At 36.8% G+C, this 15,555-nt stretch carries 16 protein-coding genes; 4 read left to right on the top strand and 12 right to left on the bottom strand.

Translation table 11 applies throughout. The features are described 5' to 3' along the window. Window positions 1-3 precede the first annotated feature (3 nt). Together G440_RS0101745 and G440_RS0101740 are read right to left on the bottom strand one after the other, a co-directional pair. Window positions 4-1,902 carry a RecQ family ATP-dependent DNA helicase gene (locus tag G440_RS0101745; protein WP_026449719.1) on the bottom strand — a complete coding sequence of 633 codons (1,899 nt, stop codon included), beginning with the start codon at window positions 1,900-1,902 and terminating at the stop codon, window positions 4-6. Then, on the bottom strand, window positions 1,899-2,444 hold the full coding sequence (locus G440_RS0101740; RefSeq protein WP_026449718.1) for an AAA family ATPase: 546 nt from the start codon (window positions 2,442-2,444) through the stop codon (window positions 1,899-1,901). Before G440_RS0101740 ends, G440_RS0101745 begins: the two co-directional genes overlap by 4 nt. Window positions 2,445-2,526: 82 nt before the next feature. On the opposite strand from G440_RS0101740, the gene G440_RS0101735 reads away from it, so the two are divergent. From G440_RS0101735 to murA, 3 genes are all read left to right on the top strand, one after another. Then, window positions 2,527-2,817: a DUF493 family protein gene (locus G440_RS0101735; RefSeq protein WP_026449717.1), complete on the top strand. Its 291-nt coding sequence runs from the start codon at window positions 2,527-2,529 to the stop codon at window positions 2,815-2,817. Window positions 2,818-2,890: 73 nt separating this feature from the next. After that, window positions 2,891-3,556 carry a DUF4290 domain-containing protein gene (locus G440_RS0101730; RefSeq protein WP_026449716.1) on the top strand — a complete coding sequence of 222 codons (666 nt, stop codon included), beginning with the start codon at window positions 2,891-2,893 and terminating at the stop codon, window positions 3,554-3,556. Window positions 3,557-3,574: 18 nt separating this feature from the next. Next, the gene (gene murA / locus G440_RS0101725; protein ID WP_026449715.1) at window positions 3,575-4,888 is read left to right on the top strand and encodes a UDP-N-acetylglucosamine 1-carboxyvinyltransferase; all 1,314 of its coding nucleotides are present in this window, start codon (window positions 3,575-3,577) and stop codon (window positions 4,886-4,888) included. Window positions 4,889-4,890: 2 nt separating this feature from the next. Here murA and G440_RS0101720 read toward each other — a convergent pair whose 3' ends face one another. From G440_RS0101720 to G440_RS0101705, 4 genes are all read right to left on the bottom strand, one after another. Then, on the bottom strand, window positions 4,891-5,478 hold the full coding sequence (locus tag G440_RS0101720; protein WP_026449714.1) for a hypothetical protein: 588 nt from the start codon (window positions 5,476-5,478) through the stop codon (window positions 4,891-4,893). Between the two features lie 127 nt (window positions 5,479-5,605). Further along, window positions 5,606-6,910 (bottom strand): cryptochrome/photolyase family protein, encoded by a 1,305-nt coding sequence (locus G440_RS0101715; RefSeq protein WP_026449713.1) that lies wholly within the window; start codon window positions 6,908-6,910, stop codon window positions 5,606-5,608. Window positions 6,911-6,912: 2 nt separating this feature from the next. Next, on the bottom strand, window positions 6,913-7,608 hold the full coding sequence (locus tag G440_RS0101710) for an SDR family NAD(P)-dependent oxidoreductase (RefSeq protein WP_026449712.1): 696 nt from the start codon (window positions 7,606-7,608) through the stop codon (window positions 6,913-6,915). A 3-nt stretch (window positions 7,609-7,611) separates the two neighbouring features. Beyond that, window positions 7,612-8,085 carry an SRPBCC family protein gene (locus G440_RS0101705; RefSeq protein WP_026449711.1) on the bottom strand — a complete coding sequence of 158 codons (474 nt, stop codon included), beginning with the start codon at window positions 8,083-8,085 and terminating at the stop codon, window positions 7,612-7,614. A gap of 339 nt (window positions 8,086-8,424) precedes the next feature. Between G440_RS0101705 and G440_RS0101695 the strand changes: the two genes are divergently transcribed. Then, on the top strand, window positions 8,425-9,270 hold the full coding sequence (locus G440_RS0101695; protein WP_026449710.1) for a DUF2911 domain-containing protein: 846 nt from the start codon (window positions 8,425-8,427) through the stop codon (window positions 9,268-9,270). A 47-nt stretch (window positions 9,271-9,317) separates the two neighbouring features. On the opposite strand, the gene G440_RS0101690 is transcribed toward G440_RS0101695, so the two are convergent. From G440_RS0101690 to G440_RS0101665, 6 genes are all read right to left on the bottom strand, one after another. After that, window positions 9,318-9,758 (bottom strand): hypothetical protein, encoded by a 441-nt coding sequence (locus G440_RS0101690; RefSeq protein ID WP_026449709.1) that lies wholly within the window; start codon window positions 9,756-9,758, stop codon window positions 9,318-9,320. Beyond that, entirely contained in the window at window positions 9,755-10,255 is a 501-nt protein-coding gene (locus G440_RS0101685) for a hypothetical protein (protein WP_026449708.1), read from the bottom strand. Before G440_RS0101685 ends, G440_RS0101690 begins: the two co-directional genes overlap by 4 nt. 23 nt (window positions 10,256-10,278) lie before the next feature. Further along, a complete protein-coding gene (locus G440_RS0101680; RefSeq protein ID WP_026449707.1) occupies window positions 10,279-10,830 on the bottom strand; it encodes an RNA polymerase sigma factor in 552 nt (183 codons plus the stop codon). Window positions 10,831-10,898: 68 nt separating this feature from the next. Further along, window positions 10,899-12,725 (bottom strand): ABC transporter ATP-binding protein, encoded by a 1,827-nt coding sequence (locus G440_RS0101675; RefSeq protein WP_026449706.1) that lies wholly within the window; start codon window positions 12,723-12,725, stop codon window positions 10,899-10,901. Beyond that, window positions 12,725-14,440, bottom strand: a complete 1,716-nt coding sequence (locus tag G440_RS0101670; RefSeq protein WP_026449705.1) for a phospho-sugar mutase — start codon at window positions 14,438-14,440, stop codon at window positions 12,725-12,727. Before G440_RS0101670 ends, G440_RS0101675 begins: the two co-directional genes overlap by 1 nt. A gap of 170 nt (window positions 14,441-14,610) precedes the next feature. Beyond that, window positions 14,611-15,555, bottom strand: coding sequence for a glycosyltransferase family 2 protein (locus tag G440_RS0101665; RefSeq protein WP_026449704.1), 945 nt, complete (start codon window positions 15,553-15,555; stop codon window positions 14,611-14,613).

Raw genomic sequence — 15,555 nt, 5'->3', positions numbered from 1 at the left:
ATTTCAGTATAAATAATATTGGTTCTTCAAATTCACTTTTATTTTTTCGGCATCCATCAGTAGCCGAAGCACCTTTAATATGTTGGTTTCAGCAAATGTAAGTTTTTCTGAAATTTCTCTAGAAGTTAAATCGTCGGCTTCCAGCAATATTAATATGTTCTTGGCAATTTCCTGTAGCTCCTTTTTAGACGATGATGGATGTTGCGAATTACAAACCGAACAAACGCCGCAAGCACTTGCAGTGGTCTCCCCAAAATAGGAAACTAGTTGAGCGCTTCGGCAGGTTTCTGTGTTTTCCAAGTATCGAAGTACTGCATTTACTTGAGCCTTTTTTTTCTGGTTTAAGGCTTCCACTTCCCTTGAAATAACATTTATAGTTTTGTCGTCCTCGCGCGGAACAAGGAAAGTAAGCGTGGCATCGGTTATTTGCAATTTCATTTCAATCACCTGGTCACGTTCCATTTTCCTTAAAATACCTATGATGGTTTCTATGGATTGGCCGGTTTTGGTTGCGATCAAGTCTAAATTTACGGCTGTTGACATTTCAAAGATTCCACCGTAAATTCTAAGAATTGTTTTTCCTATTACAGATGTTGCGGCGTCCTTCCCAAAATATGTCAAGACTTTCTGAGACGAAATTAAAAACTGAAGGATGGATTTTCGTCCAAACTCCTGAGAAAGCTGAATAATTCCCAAACGATCCAAGCTATTAAGCGCGTTGTAGGCTAACATGGAGTTTAGACTATATATTTTGCAGAAATCAGAAAAACCAAAATTGTGTTTTGTGAATTCTCCTTCGCCATAAGGAATTTGAAAATAATTGTTGAGAGTTCTGTATATAGCCTTTAAATCTGACGTGCTTGGCAATGACTCAATAAACTGTTTTTTTACGTAAATTTTGTCATATTCATTAAACAATAATACCGCCGTGGCAAATTGGCCGTCCCTTCCTGCGCGACCTGCTTCCTGAAAATAACTTTCAACACTCTCTGGTATTTGTAAATGTATAACAAAACGCACGTTTGGGTGGTCAATGCCCATTCCAAAGGCATTGGTAGCCACCATAGTCGAAACTGCTCCACGCTTCCAAGAATCGAGTTTTTGAGCTTTCTCTTTTGCTGAAACTCCACCGTGATAAAAAGTGGAAGAAATTCCCAAACTGTTTAGCTGGTTGCTTATTTCAATGCTACCCTTTCTACTTCTTACATATACAATTGCGGAGCCTTTATTGGTTTTTAGCAATTGTTCTGTTCTATAGAGTTTATCATCTTCCTTAAAAACTTGGTACGAAAGATTTTCCCTAACAAATGAATCCTTGAAAACTGCGGGAAGTTCCATTTTCAATTCTGAAATGGTGTCTTCCAAAACTTCGGTGGTTGCTGTGGCAGTTAAAGCAATAACAGGAACTAAGGGATGAAGCTCCCGAAGTATGGTGATGTTTTTGTAAGCGGGTCTAAAATCATTTCCCCATTGCGAAATACAGTGCGCCTCATCAACTGCAATCAAGTTGACATTCATTTGCCGAATATAATTTTGAACAATTTCCTGTTGAAGTCTTTCAGGGGAGAGATAAAGGAATTTGTAATTTCCGTAAAGCGCATTATCCAGTAAGGTGTTCAGGTCATTGAAGGAAATGCCACCCGTTATTTTTAAGGCCTTTATGCCACGATCTTTTAAGGCATTCACTTGGTCGCTCATCAATGCTACCAATGGTGAAACTACAATGCAAATTCCATCCATTGCCAATGCGGGAACTTGAAAACATATTGATTTTCCCCCGCCTGTGGGTAAAAGAGATACCGTATCTTTTCCATTCAATACAGAAGTGATTATAGCTTCCTGCATGGGTTTGAAGGAAGTATAACCCCAGTATTTGGTCAAGATGGTTTGTACACTTATCAAAAGGTATCTTTAACTTTTTCTAAAATATATTCGGCGCGTTCTTTAATGGAACCTACCGGTACTTCATACGTGTTATAGCCATAGTATTCGTAGCTATTTTTTAAGAAGTTAAATAGCTCTTCGGCCTGCTCAAAAGATTCGTATCGCTCGTTGTCTTGTTCATAAATCTCCTTCCAAGGTGGAAGTACAAAAACCTTATCGTACCTATACGTATTACAGGTTTCTGAAAAATTTTCAGGATAATGGATGTTCATAAAATCCATATAAGCCGTAACGTCTGGCATTCCGCGATCGTAAAAAAGAGTTTCGGCGTGGCGGTTTTCTCCTTCCCGAAATTGTTTCAGTCTACCTTCCAGCAATTTTTCACTAAAGAGCATTGGGTTTTCCAAAAACAATTGTTCAATTCCTTCCTTTTGGGCCTGTAATGTAACTTCTCTTGAAATTTCGTGCATTACTTGATGCCCTTGATCTTCCAAATGTTTTATCAATGCAGTCTTTCCCGAGCCGGGGCCACCGGTTATTACAATTCGTTCTGTTTTCAACAAGTTTCAATTTTATACAAAGTAAGTAAATATATATTTGTGATGAAAGTGTATCTTTGTAGCTCACACAGCAAATATTTGAATGAATCAAGAAAAAAACACTGCGGAATTTTACGAACGTTTAAAAAAACAACTTGAAGAGACTACAACTTGGCCATCGCCTTATCTCTTCAAATTTATTGTTCCAGCCGATCTTGAAAAAATAGCGGAAATAGATTCTATCTTTGACGCTACTGATGCTGAGATAAATACGCGTGATTCTTCTAAAGGTACGTACACCAGTGTTTCCATAAAAGTAACGATGGAATCTCCCGATGCGGTGGTTGAAAAATATCTTGAAGTTTCTAAGGTTGAAGGTGTTATTTCACTATAATTTTTAGTATTTTGCAATTGAAATGATTTTCAATCTTTCCGAATAAATTAATCCTTCCCTTAACTACAACATTTTGATACAAGAAGTAGCCCAAATAGAATATAATACCGAACGTCCAAAATTGATTATCCCAGAATATGGCCGCCATATTCAAAAAATGGTCGATCACGCTATTGATATAGAAGATAAGCAAGAGCGCAATAAGGTGGCCAAGAGCATTATTAATGTTATGGGCAACCTAAACCCGCACCTTCGTGATGTGCCAGACTTTCAACCCATGTTATGGGATCAATTGTTTATTATCTCAGATTTTAAACTGGACGTTGATTCGCCCTATCCCATTCCTACCAGAGAGGAGCTTATGGAGCATCCAGAACCTCTTGGGTATCCACAAAACCATCCTAAGTACCGCTTTTACGGCAACAACATCAAAAGAATGATTGACGTTGCCATCAGTTGGGAAGATGGTGATAAAAAAGAAGGGCTTATCCTCACTATTGCCAATCACATGAAAAAATGTTTTCTAAACTGGAATAAAGATACGGTGGAGGATGATGTGATTTTCGCACACTTATTTGAACTTTCTGAAGGTAAAATTAACTTAAAGAATAGTGATGAGGATTTGAGTGATGCCTCTAACTTATTAAAAAACAAAAAGCGATATAGCTCTAGTTCAAGCTCTAATTCTGGAAAGAAAAACTACAAATCCAGCAACAATCGCAGTCGCAAACGTCATTAAAATTTTCAAGCTTTATTTATGGGAACTTTCCAAATAGAAGGCGGGCATAAACTGAAGGGTGAAATCACCCCTCAGGGAGCCAAAAACGAAGCCTTACAAATTCTTTGTGCAGTATTATTAACACCGGAAAAAGTGATTATTGAGAATATTCCTGATATTCTTGACGTCAATAAACTGATAAAAATTTTAGAGAACCTCGGCGTAAAAATCCAGAAATTGGGTAAAGGTAAATATGCCTTTATCGCAGATGAAATTAATTTAGAGTATTTAGAATCTGAACTTTTTAAGCAGGAGGGAAGCTCGCTACGAGGTTCTATAATGATTGTTGGGCCACTTTTAGCAAGGTTTGGAAAAGGTTATATTCCTAGACCGGGTGGTGATAAAATTGGTAGACGCAGACTTGATACCCATTTTGAAGGCTTTATAAAACTTGGTGCAAAATTCAGATATAATAAAGAAGAGCGGTTTTACGGAGTAGAAGCGCCCAAAGGTCTAAAAGGTACCTATATGCTTTTGGATCAAGCCTCGGTTACTGGAACGGCAAACATCGTTATGGCAGCTGTAATGGCCAAAGGAACTACAACAATTTATAATGCTGCTTGTGAACCTTATATTCAACAACTGTGCAAAATGTTAAATTCCATGGGTGCTAAAATCAATGGAGTTGGCTCTAACTTATTGGTTATTGAAGGCGTAAAGGAATTGGGTGGATGTGAACACCGCGTTTTGCCGGATATGATTGAAATAGGTAGCTGGATTGGTCTGGCTGCAATGACCCAAAGCGAAATTACCATTAAAGATGTAAGCTGGGAAAACTTAGGATTAATTCCTCAGACCTTCCGGAAACTCGGTCTAACGCTCGAAAAAAAGGGTGATGATATTCACATTCCTGCGCAAAATGAATATGAAATTCAGAGTTATATTGACGGTTCTATTCTTACTGTTTCAGATGCCCCGTGGCCAGGGTTTACTCCAGATTTGCTAAGTATCGTTCTTGTAATGTGTACGCAAGCAAAAGGCAGCGTATTGATTCATCAAAAAATGTTTGAAAGCCGATTGTTTTTTGTAGATAAATTGATAGATATGGGCGCGAAGATTATCCTTTGTGATCCGCACCGCGCTACAGTTATTGGTCATAACTTTCAGTCCAGCCTTAAAGCTACCACCATGGTTTCGCCAGATATTAGGGCAGGAATTTCACTGTTGATTGCAGCGCTTTCTGCCAAAGGAACCAGCATAATCCACAATATTGAGCAAATTGATAGAGGTTACGAAAACATTGATGAAAGACTCCGTGCAATTGGAGCTAAAATCACTAGATCTGAACCCTAAGATTATGCCTTCCTGTTTTTATTGATTTCGTCCTGCAGTTTTCTGCGTAACTTTTGTTCGCGTTCTAGACTGTTTCTTCGGTAATCTTCCAATTCAATTTCCATCTCCGCCATTTTAAGCTGTGCGGCATTGGTTATTTTATGGCTGTTTAAGAATCGGTAGAAAAGAAAACCACTTATCAGCAATAAAACCAGGATAATGGTCCACATTATGGAATTGTAGGTTGCTTTTGAAGTTAAAATACCCAAGATTTCGATGCCATCTTCTTTTTCTTTTGAATCCGAAAGATTTTGTTGCGTGCTCTTTAAGTTTTGACCAAGAGAATCAATTTCACTTTTTTGCAAGGCCAATTCGCGTTCTTGTGCATTTATTCTTTTGTCGAAACCAGAAACAGAATCAAGGATGTTTCGTTTTAAAGTAGCGAGCTGCGTCTTTTTGATTACTTTGTATTCCTGATAACTATTGCTTTTGTCAAATGCTTGAGTCATCTGATCATTCAGGGTGTTTTTTCGTACTTCAATAGAGTCTTGAGCTGAAACTTGCAGCGCAAACAAAAATAGGGGGAGGGTTAATAGTATGATCTTCTTCATCGCTTTCAGGTTTGTTGGATTGCTTTACTTAACTGTGCAAGAGTAGCAAAATTGTGCTGAATGGCATAAATTTACCATCTATTTACATTTTTTTTAACAACCCATATTTTGAAAGCAAGTTTTAATACTATGAAACTGCAGCTTTGTAAACGTTCAAACAGCGCGCTCTTGCTTCTTTGTGGTCTACTATTTTTTCAGGATATGTATCGGTTCCAAATTCAGAAACCCATTCTTTTATATAGTTGTAATCCTTGTCAAATTTTTCAATTTGTGTTGTGGGGTTAAAAATCCGGAAGTAAGGAGCTGCATCAACGCCGCTGCCTGAAGCCCATTGCCAATTTCCAACATTGCTGGACATTTCATAATCCAATAATTTTTCGGCAAAATAAGCTTCGCCCCAACGCCAATCTATCAAAAGATGTTTACATAAAAAACTAGCAACAACCATCCGCACGCGATTGTGCATATAACCGGTTTTATTGAGTTGACGCATTCCGGCATCAACCATGGGATAGCCAGTTTTTCCTTCTTTCCACTTTTCAAACTCAACTTCGTTATTTCGCCATTCAATTCTGTCGTATTTCTTTTTAAACGAATTTTCAAACGTTTCAGGAAAATGCCACAGGATTTGCATAAAGAATTCTCTCCAAATAAGCTCCTGCCAAAAGACTTCATTCTTTTCGGAAATAGCCTTTTTAATCATTTTTCGAATACTTACCGTGCCGAAACGCAAATGAGGTCCCAAGTGTGAAGTTGCATCTTGCGCGGGAAAATTCCGTGTTTTTTCGTATTCCTGAATGGTGGTAGGGGTAACATCATAATCTGGAATTGCTATTGAGGATTTTTTAAAGCCAATATCCTCTAAGGAAAGATTAGGTAATCTGGAATTCTGATACAGGTTTTTTAAAACCTCGGCGGTGTAATAGATTTTTTCTTTATAATTCGTTCTGAAGTTTTCTTTCCAGACTTTCATATAAGGCGTGTAAACAATATATGGATCGCCATCTTTTTTTACGACTTCATCTTTTTCGAAAATCACTTGATCTTTAAACGTGTAGAAACCGATATCTTTTTTCGAAAGTAATGCTTCTACTTCTTTGTCTCTTTTTTTGGCGTAGGGTTCATAGTCGCGATTTGTGATTACGTTTTGAACCTCAAATTCTGAAATAATAGTATTTAAAACAGTTTCTGGTTTTCCGTGGTAAATTGCGATACTGCTGCCGTTTTCCTGTAATTTCTTCCGCATTTTTTGAAGCGTTTCAAAAATAAAGCTAACCCGAGCATCGTTCTTGGGGAGCTCGTTTATAATTTCTGAATCAAATATGAAGATTGGAAGAACGGGAAATTTTCCATGTAGCGCCTTGTAAAAACCCACATTGTCATCGAGACGTAAATCTCTTCGGAACCAAAATATATTTACTTTTTTTGCCAAATTTAATGGATGTTTAAGGTTGAAAGCCCTCCGTCAACGCCAAATACTTGTCCAGTGATCCATTTGGATTCATCCTGGAGTAGAAAGGCGGCCATAGCAGCAATATCCTCAGTAGAACCAACTTTTTTTAGTGGATGTTTATTGGCCATTTTTTCCTTTTTGGAATCGCTGTTCAAAAGTTTTGAGGCTAAAGGCGAATCGGTTAAAGATGGAGCTATCACATTTATTCTAAAATTGGGAGCATATTCTGCCGCTAATGCCTTTGCAAAACCTTCAATGGCTCCTTTGGCTGCAGCTACGCTGGTGTGAAAAGGCATGCCAACTTTTACAGCTACCGTGCTAAAGAATATGAGACTCGCTTGTTCTGAATTTTTCAGTTTTGGCAGGAGTCCGTGAACAATTCTAACCAAAGAATAAAAATTGATCTCCATATCTTCCTTAAAAGTTTCTGGACTCATCATTTTAAAAGGTTTTAAATTGATGCTACCAGGGCAATAGACTAGACCGTCAATTCTATCGGGTAAATCTAGTGTTTCAATATTATCTTTTAAAACGTCGAAGGTGTGATGAATTATTTTTTCAGATATATGCTCGTTGGTTCTTGAAGCTATAATAACTTGATGGTCCTCTTGAAGAATATCGGCAATAGCAGCGCCAATTCCGTAGGATCCTCCAATTAATAATATATTTTTTTTCATAAATTATTTTTTAGATTTAATAGTGCCGAAAAGCTCGATAAGTTTGTTTTTTCGATATTCAAATATTTCATCCAACTTTGGTTTTACTAAAAATGGATGTACCATTTGCCCCAAAACACCAAATGGTAGTTTATAATGAAGTAAGTCTTCCATTTCTATACCTCCTTCAATTTTCTTGATAAAATGTTTGTGGTGCCAAAGCGAGTAGGGACCAAAACGCTGCTCGTCAACAAAGTATTCTTTGTCAACGGAATGTGTTATTTCTGTAACCCATTTGGTTTTTATACCTAAAATAGGAGTAACGATATATTCAATTATTTGTCCGGCGAACATAGGTCTATCCGCACCAGATTGAATATGGAAGCCCATATATTCGGGAGTAATGACTTTCAGGTTTGCTGGGTTGGATAAAAAGTTCCAAGCCTCGTCGATGGAAATGGGTAGGCTCTGTTTGGCGTGTAGTGTATAGATTTTCATAAAGCGGCTCTATTTCTTCCGCTTAATTGAAAGTTTTCTATTCATCCGCAAAAGTCTATAAGTATCATTATTTACTACTTTGCTTCCAAATTGTCCCTTAAATATTTTTTTTATTGCCTTAATCATGTTTTCAAAATTTTTGATTAAAGTTACTTTGTTTTACAAAATTAAAAAAAGTTTAAACAAAAAATTAACAATTCTTCGGAATGATAAGTATAACAGGAAGTCTCGAATGTTATTATGCTGTCAGTTACACACTATTTTAAGTTTTAATTAACAAATTAAAATTAATTCAAACACTACCTTCGTAGAAATTATAATTACTTAAAAACCATTACTATGAAAAAGATTATTTTACTTTTTTCTGCCGTACTACTGACCGTAGGTTCACAGGCGCAGATAAAAACTCCACAACCAAGTCCGTTCCAAAAAATTGAACAGAAAGTTGGACTTACTGATGTTACGCTTGAGTATTCTAGACCTTCTATGAAAGGTAGAACTATCTATGGAGAACTTGTTCCTTATGGCGCGATTTGGCGTACAGGTGCAAACACAAACACAACCATAACATTTAGTAATGATGTAGAAATTGGAGGAAAAAAGTTAGCGGCTGGTTCGTATGCTATTTTCACAAAGCCAGGAGCTTCCAACTGGGAAGTTTATTTTTATAATGATGTAAATAACTGGGGTGCCCCAGAAAAATTAGATAACAGCAAAATTGCTGCAACAGTTTCAGTTAAGCCAACTCCATTGACTAAAAGTTTTGAAACCTTTACGATGAGCTTTGATGATTTAACCTATGACGCTGCTACCTTAGGGATCCTTTGGGATAAAACCTATGTTGGAGTGCCAATAAAGTTTAATACGGATGAGGCTGTAACTTCAAATATCAAAAAAGTGATGAATGGTCCTGGTGCCAATGAATATTATGCAGCGGCTATGTATTATTTTGAAGCAGGAAAAGACATTAACCAAGCTAAGCTTTGGATGGATAAAGCAATGGAGCTTACAAAAGATCCGATGTATTACCAATTGCGTCAAAAATCTTTGATCTATGCGAAATCAGGGGATAAAAAAGGGGCTATTGAAGCGGCGAAAGAATCTTTGAAACTTGCAAAAGAAGCTAAGAATAATGACTATATCGCACTAAACGAAAAGTCTTTGAAAGAATGGGGAGCCATGTAAATGGAAGCCTATTAAATATATTAAAGCCCCGAATTTCGGGGCTTTTTTTATGGTTTTTCTTTTTCTCTTCCGTGCTTGTATCTGTCCAGTAACTCGTGTTTAAAATCGTTCTCGGTTTTTTTAAGAAGAATGATTTTCTTTGGAGAGATAACTTTTCTCAAAGCCTCAGTCATCTGCTTTCGAAGTTCTAATTTGCTAGCTTCTATCGAGAGGTTTTTATCAATTAGTTCATTCGCTTCGGCATCAGTCAATTTATCTAAACCGTCACGTAGTTTTTTATAAATATCTCGGTGTTCTTTGAATCTTAATGCGTAAAATTTTTCGCCATAACTGTTGTAAACAGGCCAGAATTTTTCAGCTTCGGAAGAAGTTAGTGCCAATTTCTCAGTAATATAAGCGGTTTTAAGTGCTTTGATTTTTTCGTGCTTCCCTTCTTGCGCTTGCAGACCTGCAATTGAGAAAAGAAATATAAATAGTAAATTTTTCATCGTTCGTTCGTTAAGTTTTCTGTATCTATATTTTCAAAAAGATAATCCTTTACATCACTTTCGGCAAGCTCCCACTTTTGAACTTCAACACCTGAAATATCCGAATCATCTATGATTGATGTTAAATCGTATAAATCTAAATTCAAGTTTCCGCCCTCAATATAGCTGTCAATACTTGACCATTGTAGCGAATCCAAGTTTTGATCATTTTGAGTATTGGTGTAAAGTGAGAAGCCAATTAGGAAGCAAGCAGCAATTGCGGCTGCGTAGCCAAAATATTTTTTCGGAAATAACGGAATTACTTTTTTCGATTGTTCTGAACTTTCTACAGTCTTCAAAACACGCTCCTCTATATTTTCAAAATAAGCCGGTGGAACGGTGAAACCATTTGTTTTTGGAAATTTTTCTTCTGAAATTTTACTAAAAAGCTGTTCTTCGAAGGTTTTAAAATAACCTTCGGGAACGTTAAATTTCGATATGTTGTGTTCTTTTTTCACTTTAATCTTTGACTTCTAATACCTTATAAGGTTTCATTCGTTTTTATAAACTCCGTAATTTTTTTGACTGCAATGTGATAGCTGCTTTTAAGTCCGCCAACCGATGTATCTAGTATTTCCGAAAGTTCTTCATAGGTGTGATCTTCAAAATACTTCATCGTAAAAATTAATCGCTGTCTTTCGGGTAGTGTTGCAATCGCCTTTTGAAATTGTAGTTGAATAGCGTCTCCTTCAAAATAAACATCGCTTTCAAGTTTACGCATTGCATTGTCCTTTACATTTTCAATAGAAACATTGTTGCGCTTTGCTTTTTTATTAAGAAAAGTGATGGATTCATTGGCGGCTATTCGGTACATCCACGTATGGAGTTTGCTGTCGCCTTTAAAGGAATTGATGTTTCTGAAAATTTTTATAAATGTATTTTGAAGTACATCATCGGCATCGTCGTGGTCCAAGACCATATTCCTGATCTGCCAGTAAAGTCGTTCCTTATATTGCGTAACAAGTTCCCTAAAGGCCGCTTCTTTTGCGGCTTCAGTTTGTAAAGCCGTTACCAATTCTTTTTCTTCAACCACTTTTGTGTAATTGTACTTAAGACTAAAGGTAAATGAAAAGGTTTAATTTTGAATATTCAAATTTTGAATTAGGAAAGTGATTGCATTTCAACCAAACTGTAATAAACACCTTTCAAGGCTAGAAGTTCTTGGTGTTTGCCTTGTTCCACAATTTTTCCTTTGGAAAGAACTACGATATTATCGGCATTCTGAATAGTAGAAAGTCTGTGGGCAATAACGATGGAAGTTCTGTTCTTCATCATATTTTCCAGAGCATCCTGAACCAATCGCTCGCTTTCGGTATCAAGGGCAGAAGTGGCCTCGTCCAAAATCATAATTGGTGGATTCTTTAATACGGCACGAGCAATGCTTAGACGTTGTTTCTGACCACCGCTCAGTTTGTTACCGCTATCGCCAATATTGGTCTCAAAACCTTCCGGAAGGTCTTTTATAAACTCATAAGAGTTGCTAATTTCTGCGGCTTCAAGTAATTCGGCATCTGAAGCATGTGGCTTTCCGAGTTTTAAATTGTCTGCCACAGAATCATTAAAAAGAATAGAATCCTGTGAAACAATTCCCATTAACCCACGAAGAGATCTTTTGGAAATATTTTTTATATCCACTCCATCAATTTCGATGCTGCCTTGATTTACATCGTAAAAACGTGTCAATAAATTAGCAATCGTACTTTTCCCACTTCCAGATTGTCCAACTAGGGCGACGGTTTTTCCTTTCGGAATGTCTAAAGTGAAATCTTTTAAAACATATTGGTCTTCATATTTAAACGAAATATTCTTTATAGATATAGCATGGTCGAAACTTTCTTTTTGAATAGGGCTTTCAATGTCAACAATCGTGTTTTTGGCTTCCAATAATTCTAAAATTCGATGCGCAGAACCATCGGCACGTTTTATGGAATAGCTAGCCTTAGCAATGGCTTTTGCTGGAGTGAGGATGTTGTATGCTAACATTATATAACCTAGGAAAAAACTGGCGTCTAAGGTGCGATCCACGAATACGAGATAACCTCCATAAACCAATAAAACTCCAATAGTAATGATTCCCAGAAGCTCGCTTAATGGCGAAGCAACATTTTGACGGTTCATCACCTTGTTGGAATGTTTATAAAAGCGTTCGTTGCTATCTTCAAATTTTTTCTGAAAAAGGTTTTCAGCGTGAAAGGCTTTAATAATGCGCAATCCACCCATAGTTTCTTCCAAAATAGAAAGAAAAACACCTTGCTCTTGCTGAACTTTTAACGAACCTTTTTTTAATGATTTCCCTACTTTCGAAATAAGAAATCCTGAAATTGGTAAAAATAGAAATACAAATAACGTCAGTTTCGGACTTATAAAAAGCATGGTCGCCAATGAGAAAATGATTGTTAATGGCTCTCGAACAATCATTTCCAAAACGGAAAGCACTGAGTTTTTTACTTCATCAACATCGCCGCTTAAGCGAGAGATGGTGTCTCCTTTTCTTTTTTCAGAATAAAATGCTAACGGAAACTGAATAACCTTACTATAAAGTGCATTCCGAAGATCTTTTAACACTCCATTTCTAAGAAATGTGGAGTAATACATAGCCAAATAGTTGCTCAAGTTTTTAAGAAGAAAAATAGCTACAATTAAGCCAATCATAAACATAAGCACCTTAAAGTCCCCATATTTGTTGATATAGGTAACTAAATAATAACTCATGGAATCTTGAATATATGAAGTTACTTCAGTAATTCCTTGGTACACAGGAATTTTTCCAACGGTACGTTGATCGCTAAAAATCACCTGAAGTACAGGAATCAATGCCAAAAATGAAAGTGTACTAAATAATGCATACAGAATGTTAAAAAATATATTTAAGTAGGCATATTTTTTATACGGTATTGCGTAACGCAGTATTTTTTTGAAATAATTCATTAACTAATGTTTATTTGTGCCGCAATAGTATCAATTTTTTTCTGAAGTATTTCCTCAAAATTTTCTTTTTCCTTTGTGTTTACGCTAATGTAGAACTTTATTTTGGGTTCCGTACCGCTTGGTCGTGCAGCAATTTTGCTACCATCTTCGGTGTAGTAAATCAAAACGTTGGATTTTGGCAGATTTAATGTTGAAGTTTGTTTCTTTGTTAAATCTGTAGTCTCATTTTTTGAAACATCATCTATTCGTACTACTTTGCTTCCAGCTATTTCTTTATATGGGTTCTCCCGAAGTTCTTTCATCATCGCGGCAATTTCTTCTGCGCCTTGTTTGCCTTTCTTGGTAACTGAAATAAGATGCTCTCTATAATTTCCAAACTCATTATATATATCCTCCATATATTGAAACATGCTACTGCCTTCATTTTTCTTCTGTGCAGCAATTTCGCAAGCGAGTAGGGTAGCGGTAACGGCGTCTTTATCACGGACAAAATCGCCCACCAAATATCCAAAACTTTCTTCTCCACCACCAATAAATTCAAGTTCCGGAAAATCCTTGATCATTTTTGCAATCCACTTAAAACCGGTAAGTCCTTCAATGTATTTTACGTTGAAATGATCTGCTACTTTTTCAACCATAGGTGTGGAAACGATAGTAGAAGCTACAAACTGTTTCCCGTTCAGTTTTCCTGCTTTCTTCCATTGTTTCAAGAGGAAGTAAGTCATTAAAACCATGGTTTGATTGCCGTTTAGAAGCACCATTTCGTTTTCGTTATTTCGAACGGCAACTCCTAGACGATCGCAATCTGGATCGGTACCGATAACGATATCAGCACTTTCCTTATCTGCAAGATCCAGGGCCATCTCAAGGGCTGCTGGCTCTTCCGGATTTGGAGATTTCACCGTTGGGAAATCACCATCGGGTTCCGCTTGTTCTTTAACTATAGCCACATTATTATAACCAGCTTGTTCCAAAACCTTTGGAATCATCGTGATTGATGTGCCGTGAAGTGAAGTAAAAACAATTTTCAGGTTCTCTCGGGCTTTAGCTGAAGTATTAAATGTTCCGTTTTTAACTGAAGCATCTGCAAAAGCATTATCAACTTCATTATCAATTAATTCAATTAGATTTTCATTCGCTTCAAACTTAATGTCTTCGTATTTGAGGGAGTTTATTTCTGTAATAATTTCATTATCCTGAGGTGGAACCAATTGTCCGCCATCTTCCCAATAAACCTTATAGCCGTTGTATTCTGGTGGATTGTGCGAAGCTGTTAAAACAATTCCCGCTTGACAGTCCAAATGTTTTACTGCGAAAGAAAGCTCTGGCGTAGCTCTTAAATCTGAAAAGAGAAAAACTTTTATTCCGTTTGCTGTAAAAACATCGGCTACTATTTTTGCGAATTTTTTACTGTTGTGACGGCAATCGTACGCAATGGCAACTTTAATTTCCTTCTTCGGAAACTGTGCGTTTAAGTAATTCGAAAGACCTTGCGTATTCTTTCCTAACGTATACTTATTGATGCGATTATCGCCGAGACCCATAATACCACGCATTCCGCCGGTTCCGAATTCTAGGTTTTTATAAAAACTCTCTTCCAGACCTTCGGGGTCGTTGGCGATCATTTCTTTAATATCGTGTTGGGTTTTTTCGTCGAAAAAGGGAGTGAGCCATTGGTTGACGCGGGCTAAAACTTTTGGGTCTACGTAAATCATTTGCTTTATTTAAAGATGCAAAAATAGGTATAAAAAATGATGAACCCGAAGGGTTCATATATTTATAGATTAAATAAGATTCAAAAAGATTCGACCCCATTGGGGTCGTACAAAAAATCGATAATATCTGGATATATAAATATTTAATCCACTCGCCGTATAAAAAATTTCTAATTAATCGTTTCCTTAATTATATAATTCTGAGAATCTTTTTTACTACGAAGAATCAATTCGCCTAAAAAGCCTGCAAGGAAAAGCTGTGTTCCCAAAATCATGGCTGTAAGAGCAATAAAAAATTCCGGGCGATCGGTAATTAGTCTAGCAGAAGGATTAATAAATAGTTTGTCAATACCCAAATATAAAGCAAAACAAAAGCCTATAAACAGCATGAACGCTCCCCAAGCGCCAAAAAGATGCATGGGCCGTTTCCCGAAGGTTGATAAAAACCAAATAGTTATTAAATCTAAAAAACCGCGAATAAAGCGTTCCGCGCCAAATTTAGTAGTTCCAAATTTTCGAGCTTGATGAAGTACGGGTTTTTCTGAAATATTACTAAAGCCCGCGTTTTTAGCTAGAACAGGAATATATCTATGCATCTCGCCAGTTACTTCAATTGTTTTTACAACCTCCTTTTTATATGCTTTTAAACCACAATTAAAGTCGTGTAATTTTACGCCCGAAGTTTTTCTTGCGGCATAATTAAACAATTTTGAAGGTAAGTTTTTACTGATAACAGAATCATACCGCTTCTTTTTCCAGCCCGAAACAAGGTCAAAACCTTCATCGGTTATCATCTTGTAAAGTTCTGGGATTTCCTCCGGGTTGTCCTGAAGATCCGCATCCATGGTGATTATGACGTCTCCAGCTACCATCGCAAAACCGGCGTGTAGGGCTTGTGATTTTCCGTAATTCTTCTGAAAGCGGATTCCTTTTACTTCTGCATGTTCTTCGGAAAGTTTTTCAATTATCTTCCATGAATCGTCTGTACTGCCATCGTCAATAAATATAAGTTCGTATGAAAAACCATTGGATTGCATAACAGTAGCAATCCAACGGTAAAGTTCATTTAAAGATTCTTCCTCGTTTAGAAGTGGGATGACAATGGAAATATTCAT

The organism is Aequorivita capsosiphonis DSM 23843 (assembly GCF_000429125.1).
Classification (GTDB): domain Bacteria; phylum Bacteroidota; class Bacteroidia; order Flavobacteriales; family Flavobacteriaceae; genus Aequorivita; species Aequorivita capsosiphonis.
Note: the sequence above shows the minus strand (reverse complement) of the source record. Positions and strands in the feature narration are given on the sequence as shown.

Coding starts and splice junctions, on each gene's coding strand:
- G440_RS0101675 (WP_026449706.1), bottom strand. CDS start 12,725: ATGAATTATTTCAAAAAAATACTGCGTTACGCAATACCGTATAAAAAA.
- G440_RS0101665 (WP_026449704.1), bottom strand. CDS start 15,555: ATGAATATTTCCATTGTCATCCCACTTCTAAACGAGGAAGAATCTTTA.
- G440_RS0101705 (WP_026449711.1), bottom strand. CDS start 8,085: ATGAAAATCTATACACTACACGCCAAACAGAGCCTACCCATTTCCATC.
- G440_RS0101695 (WP_026449710.1), top strand. CDS start 8,425: ATGAAAAAGATTATTTTACTTTTTTCTGCCGTACTACTGACCGTAGGT.
- murA (WP_026449715.1), top strand. CDS start 3,575: ATGGGAACTTTCCAAATAGAAGGCGGGCATAAACTGAAGGGTGAAATC.
- G440_RS0101670 (WP_026449705.1), bottom strand. CDS start 14,440: ATGATTTACGTAGACCCAAAAGTTTTAGCCCGCGTCAACCAATGGCTC.
- G440_RS0101710 (WP_026449712.1), bottom strand. CDS start 7,608: ATGAAAAAAAATATATTATTAATTGGAGGATCCTACGGAATTGGCGCT.
- G440_RS0101720 (WP_026449714.1), bottom strand. CDS start 5,478: ATGAAGAAGATCATACTATTAACCCTCCCCCTATTTTTGTTTGCGCTG.
- G440_RS0101690 (WP_026449709.1), bottom strand. CDS start 9,758: ATGAAAAATTTACTATTTATATTTCTTTTCTCAATTGCAGGTCTGCAA.
- G440_RS0101735 (WP_026449717.1), top strand. CDS start 2,527: ATGAATCAAGAAAAAAACACTGCGGAATTTTACGAACGTTTAAAAAAA.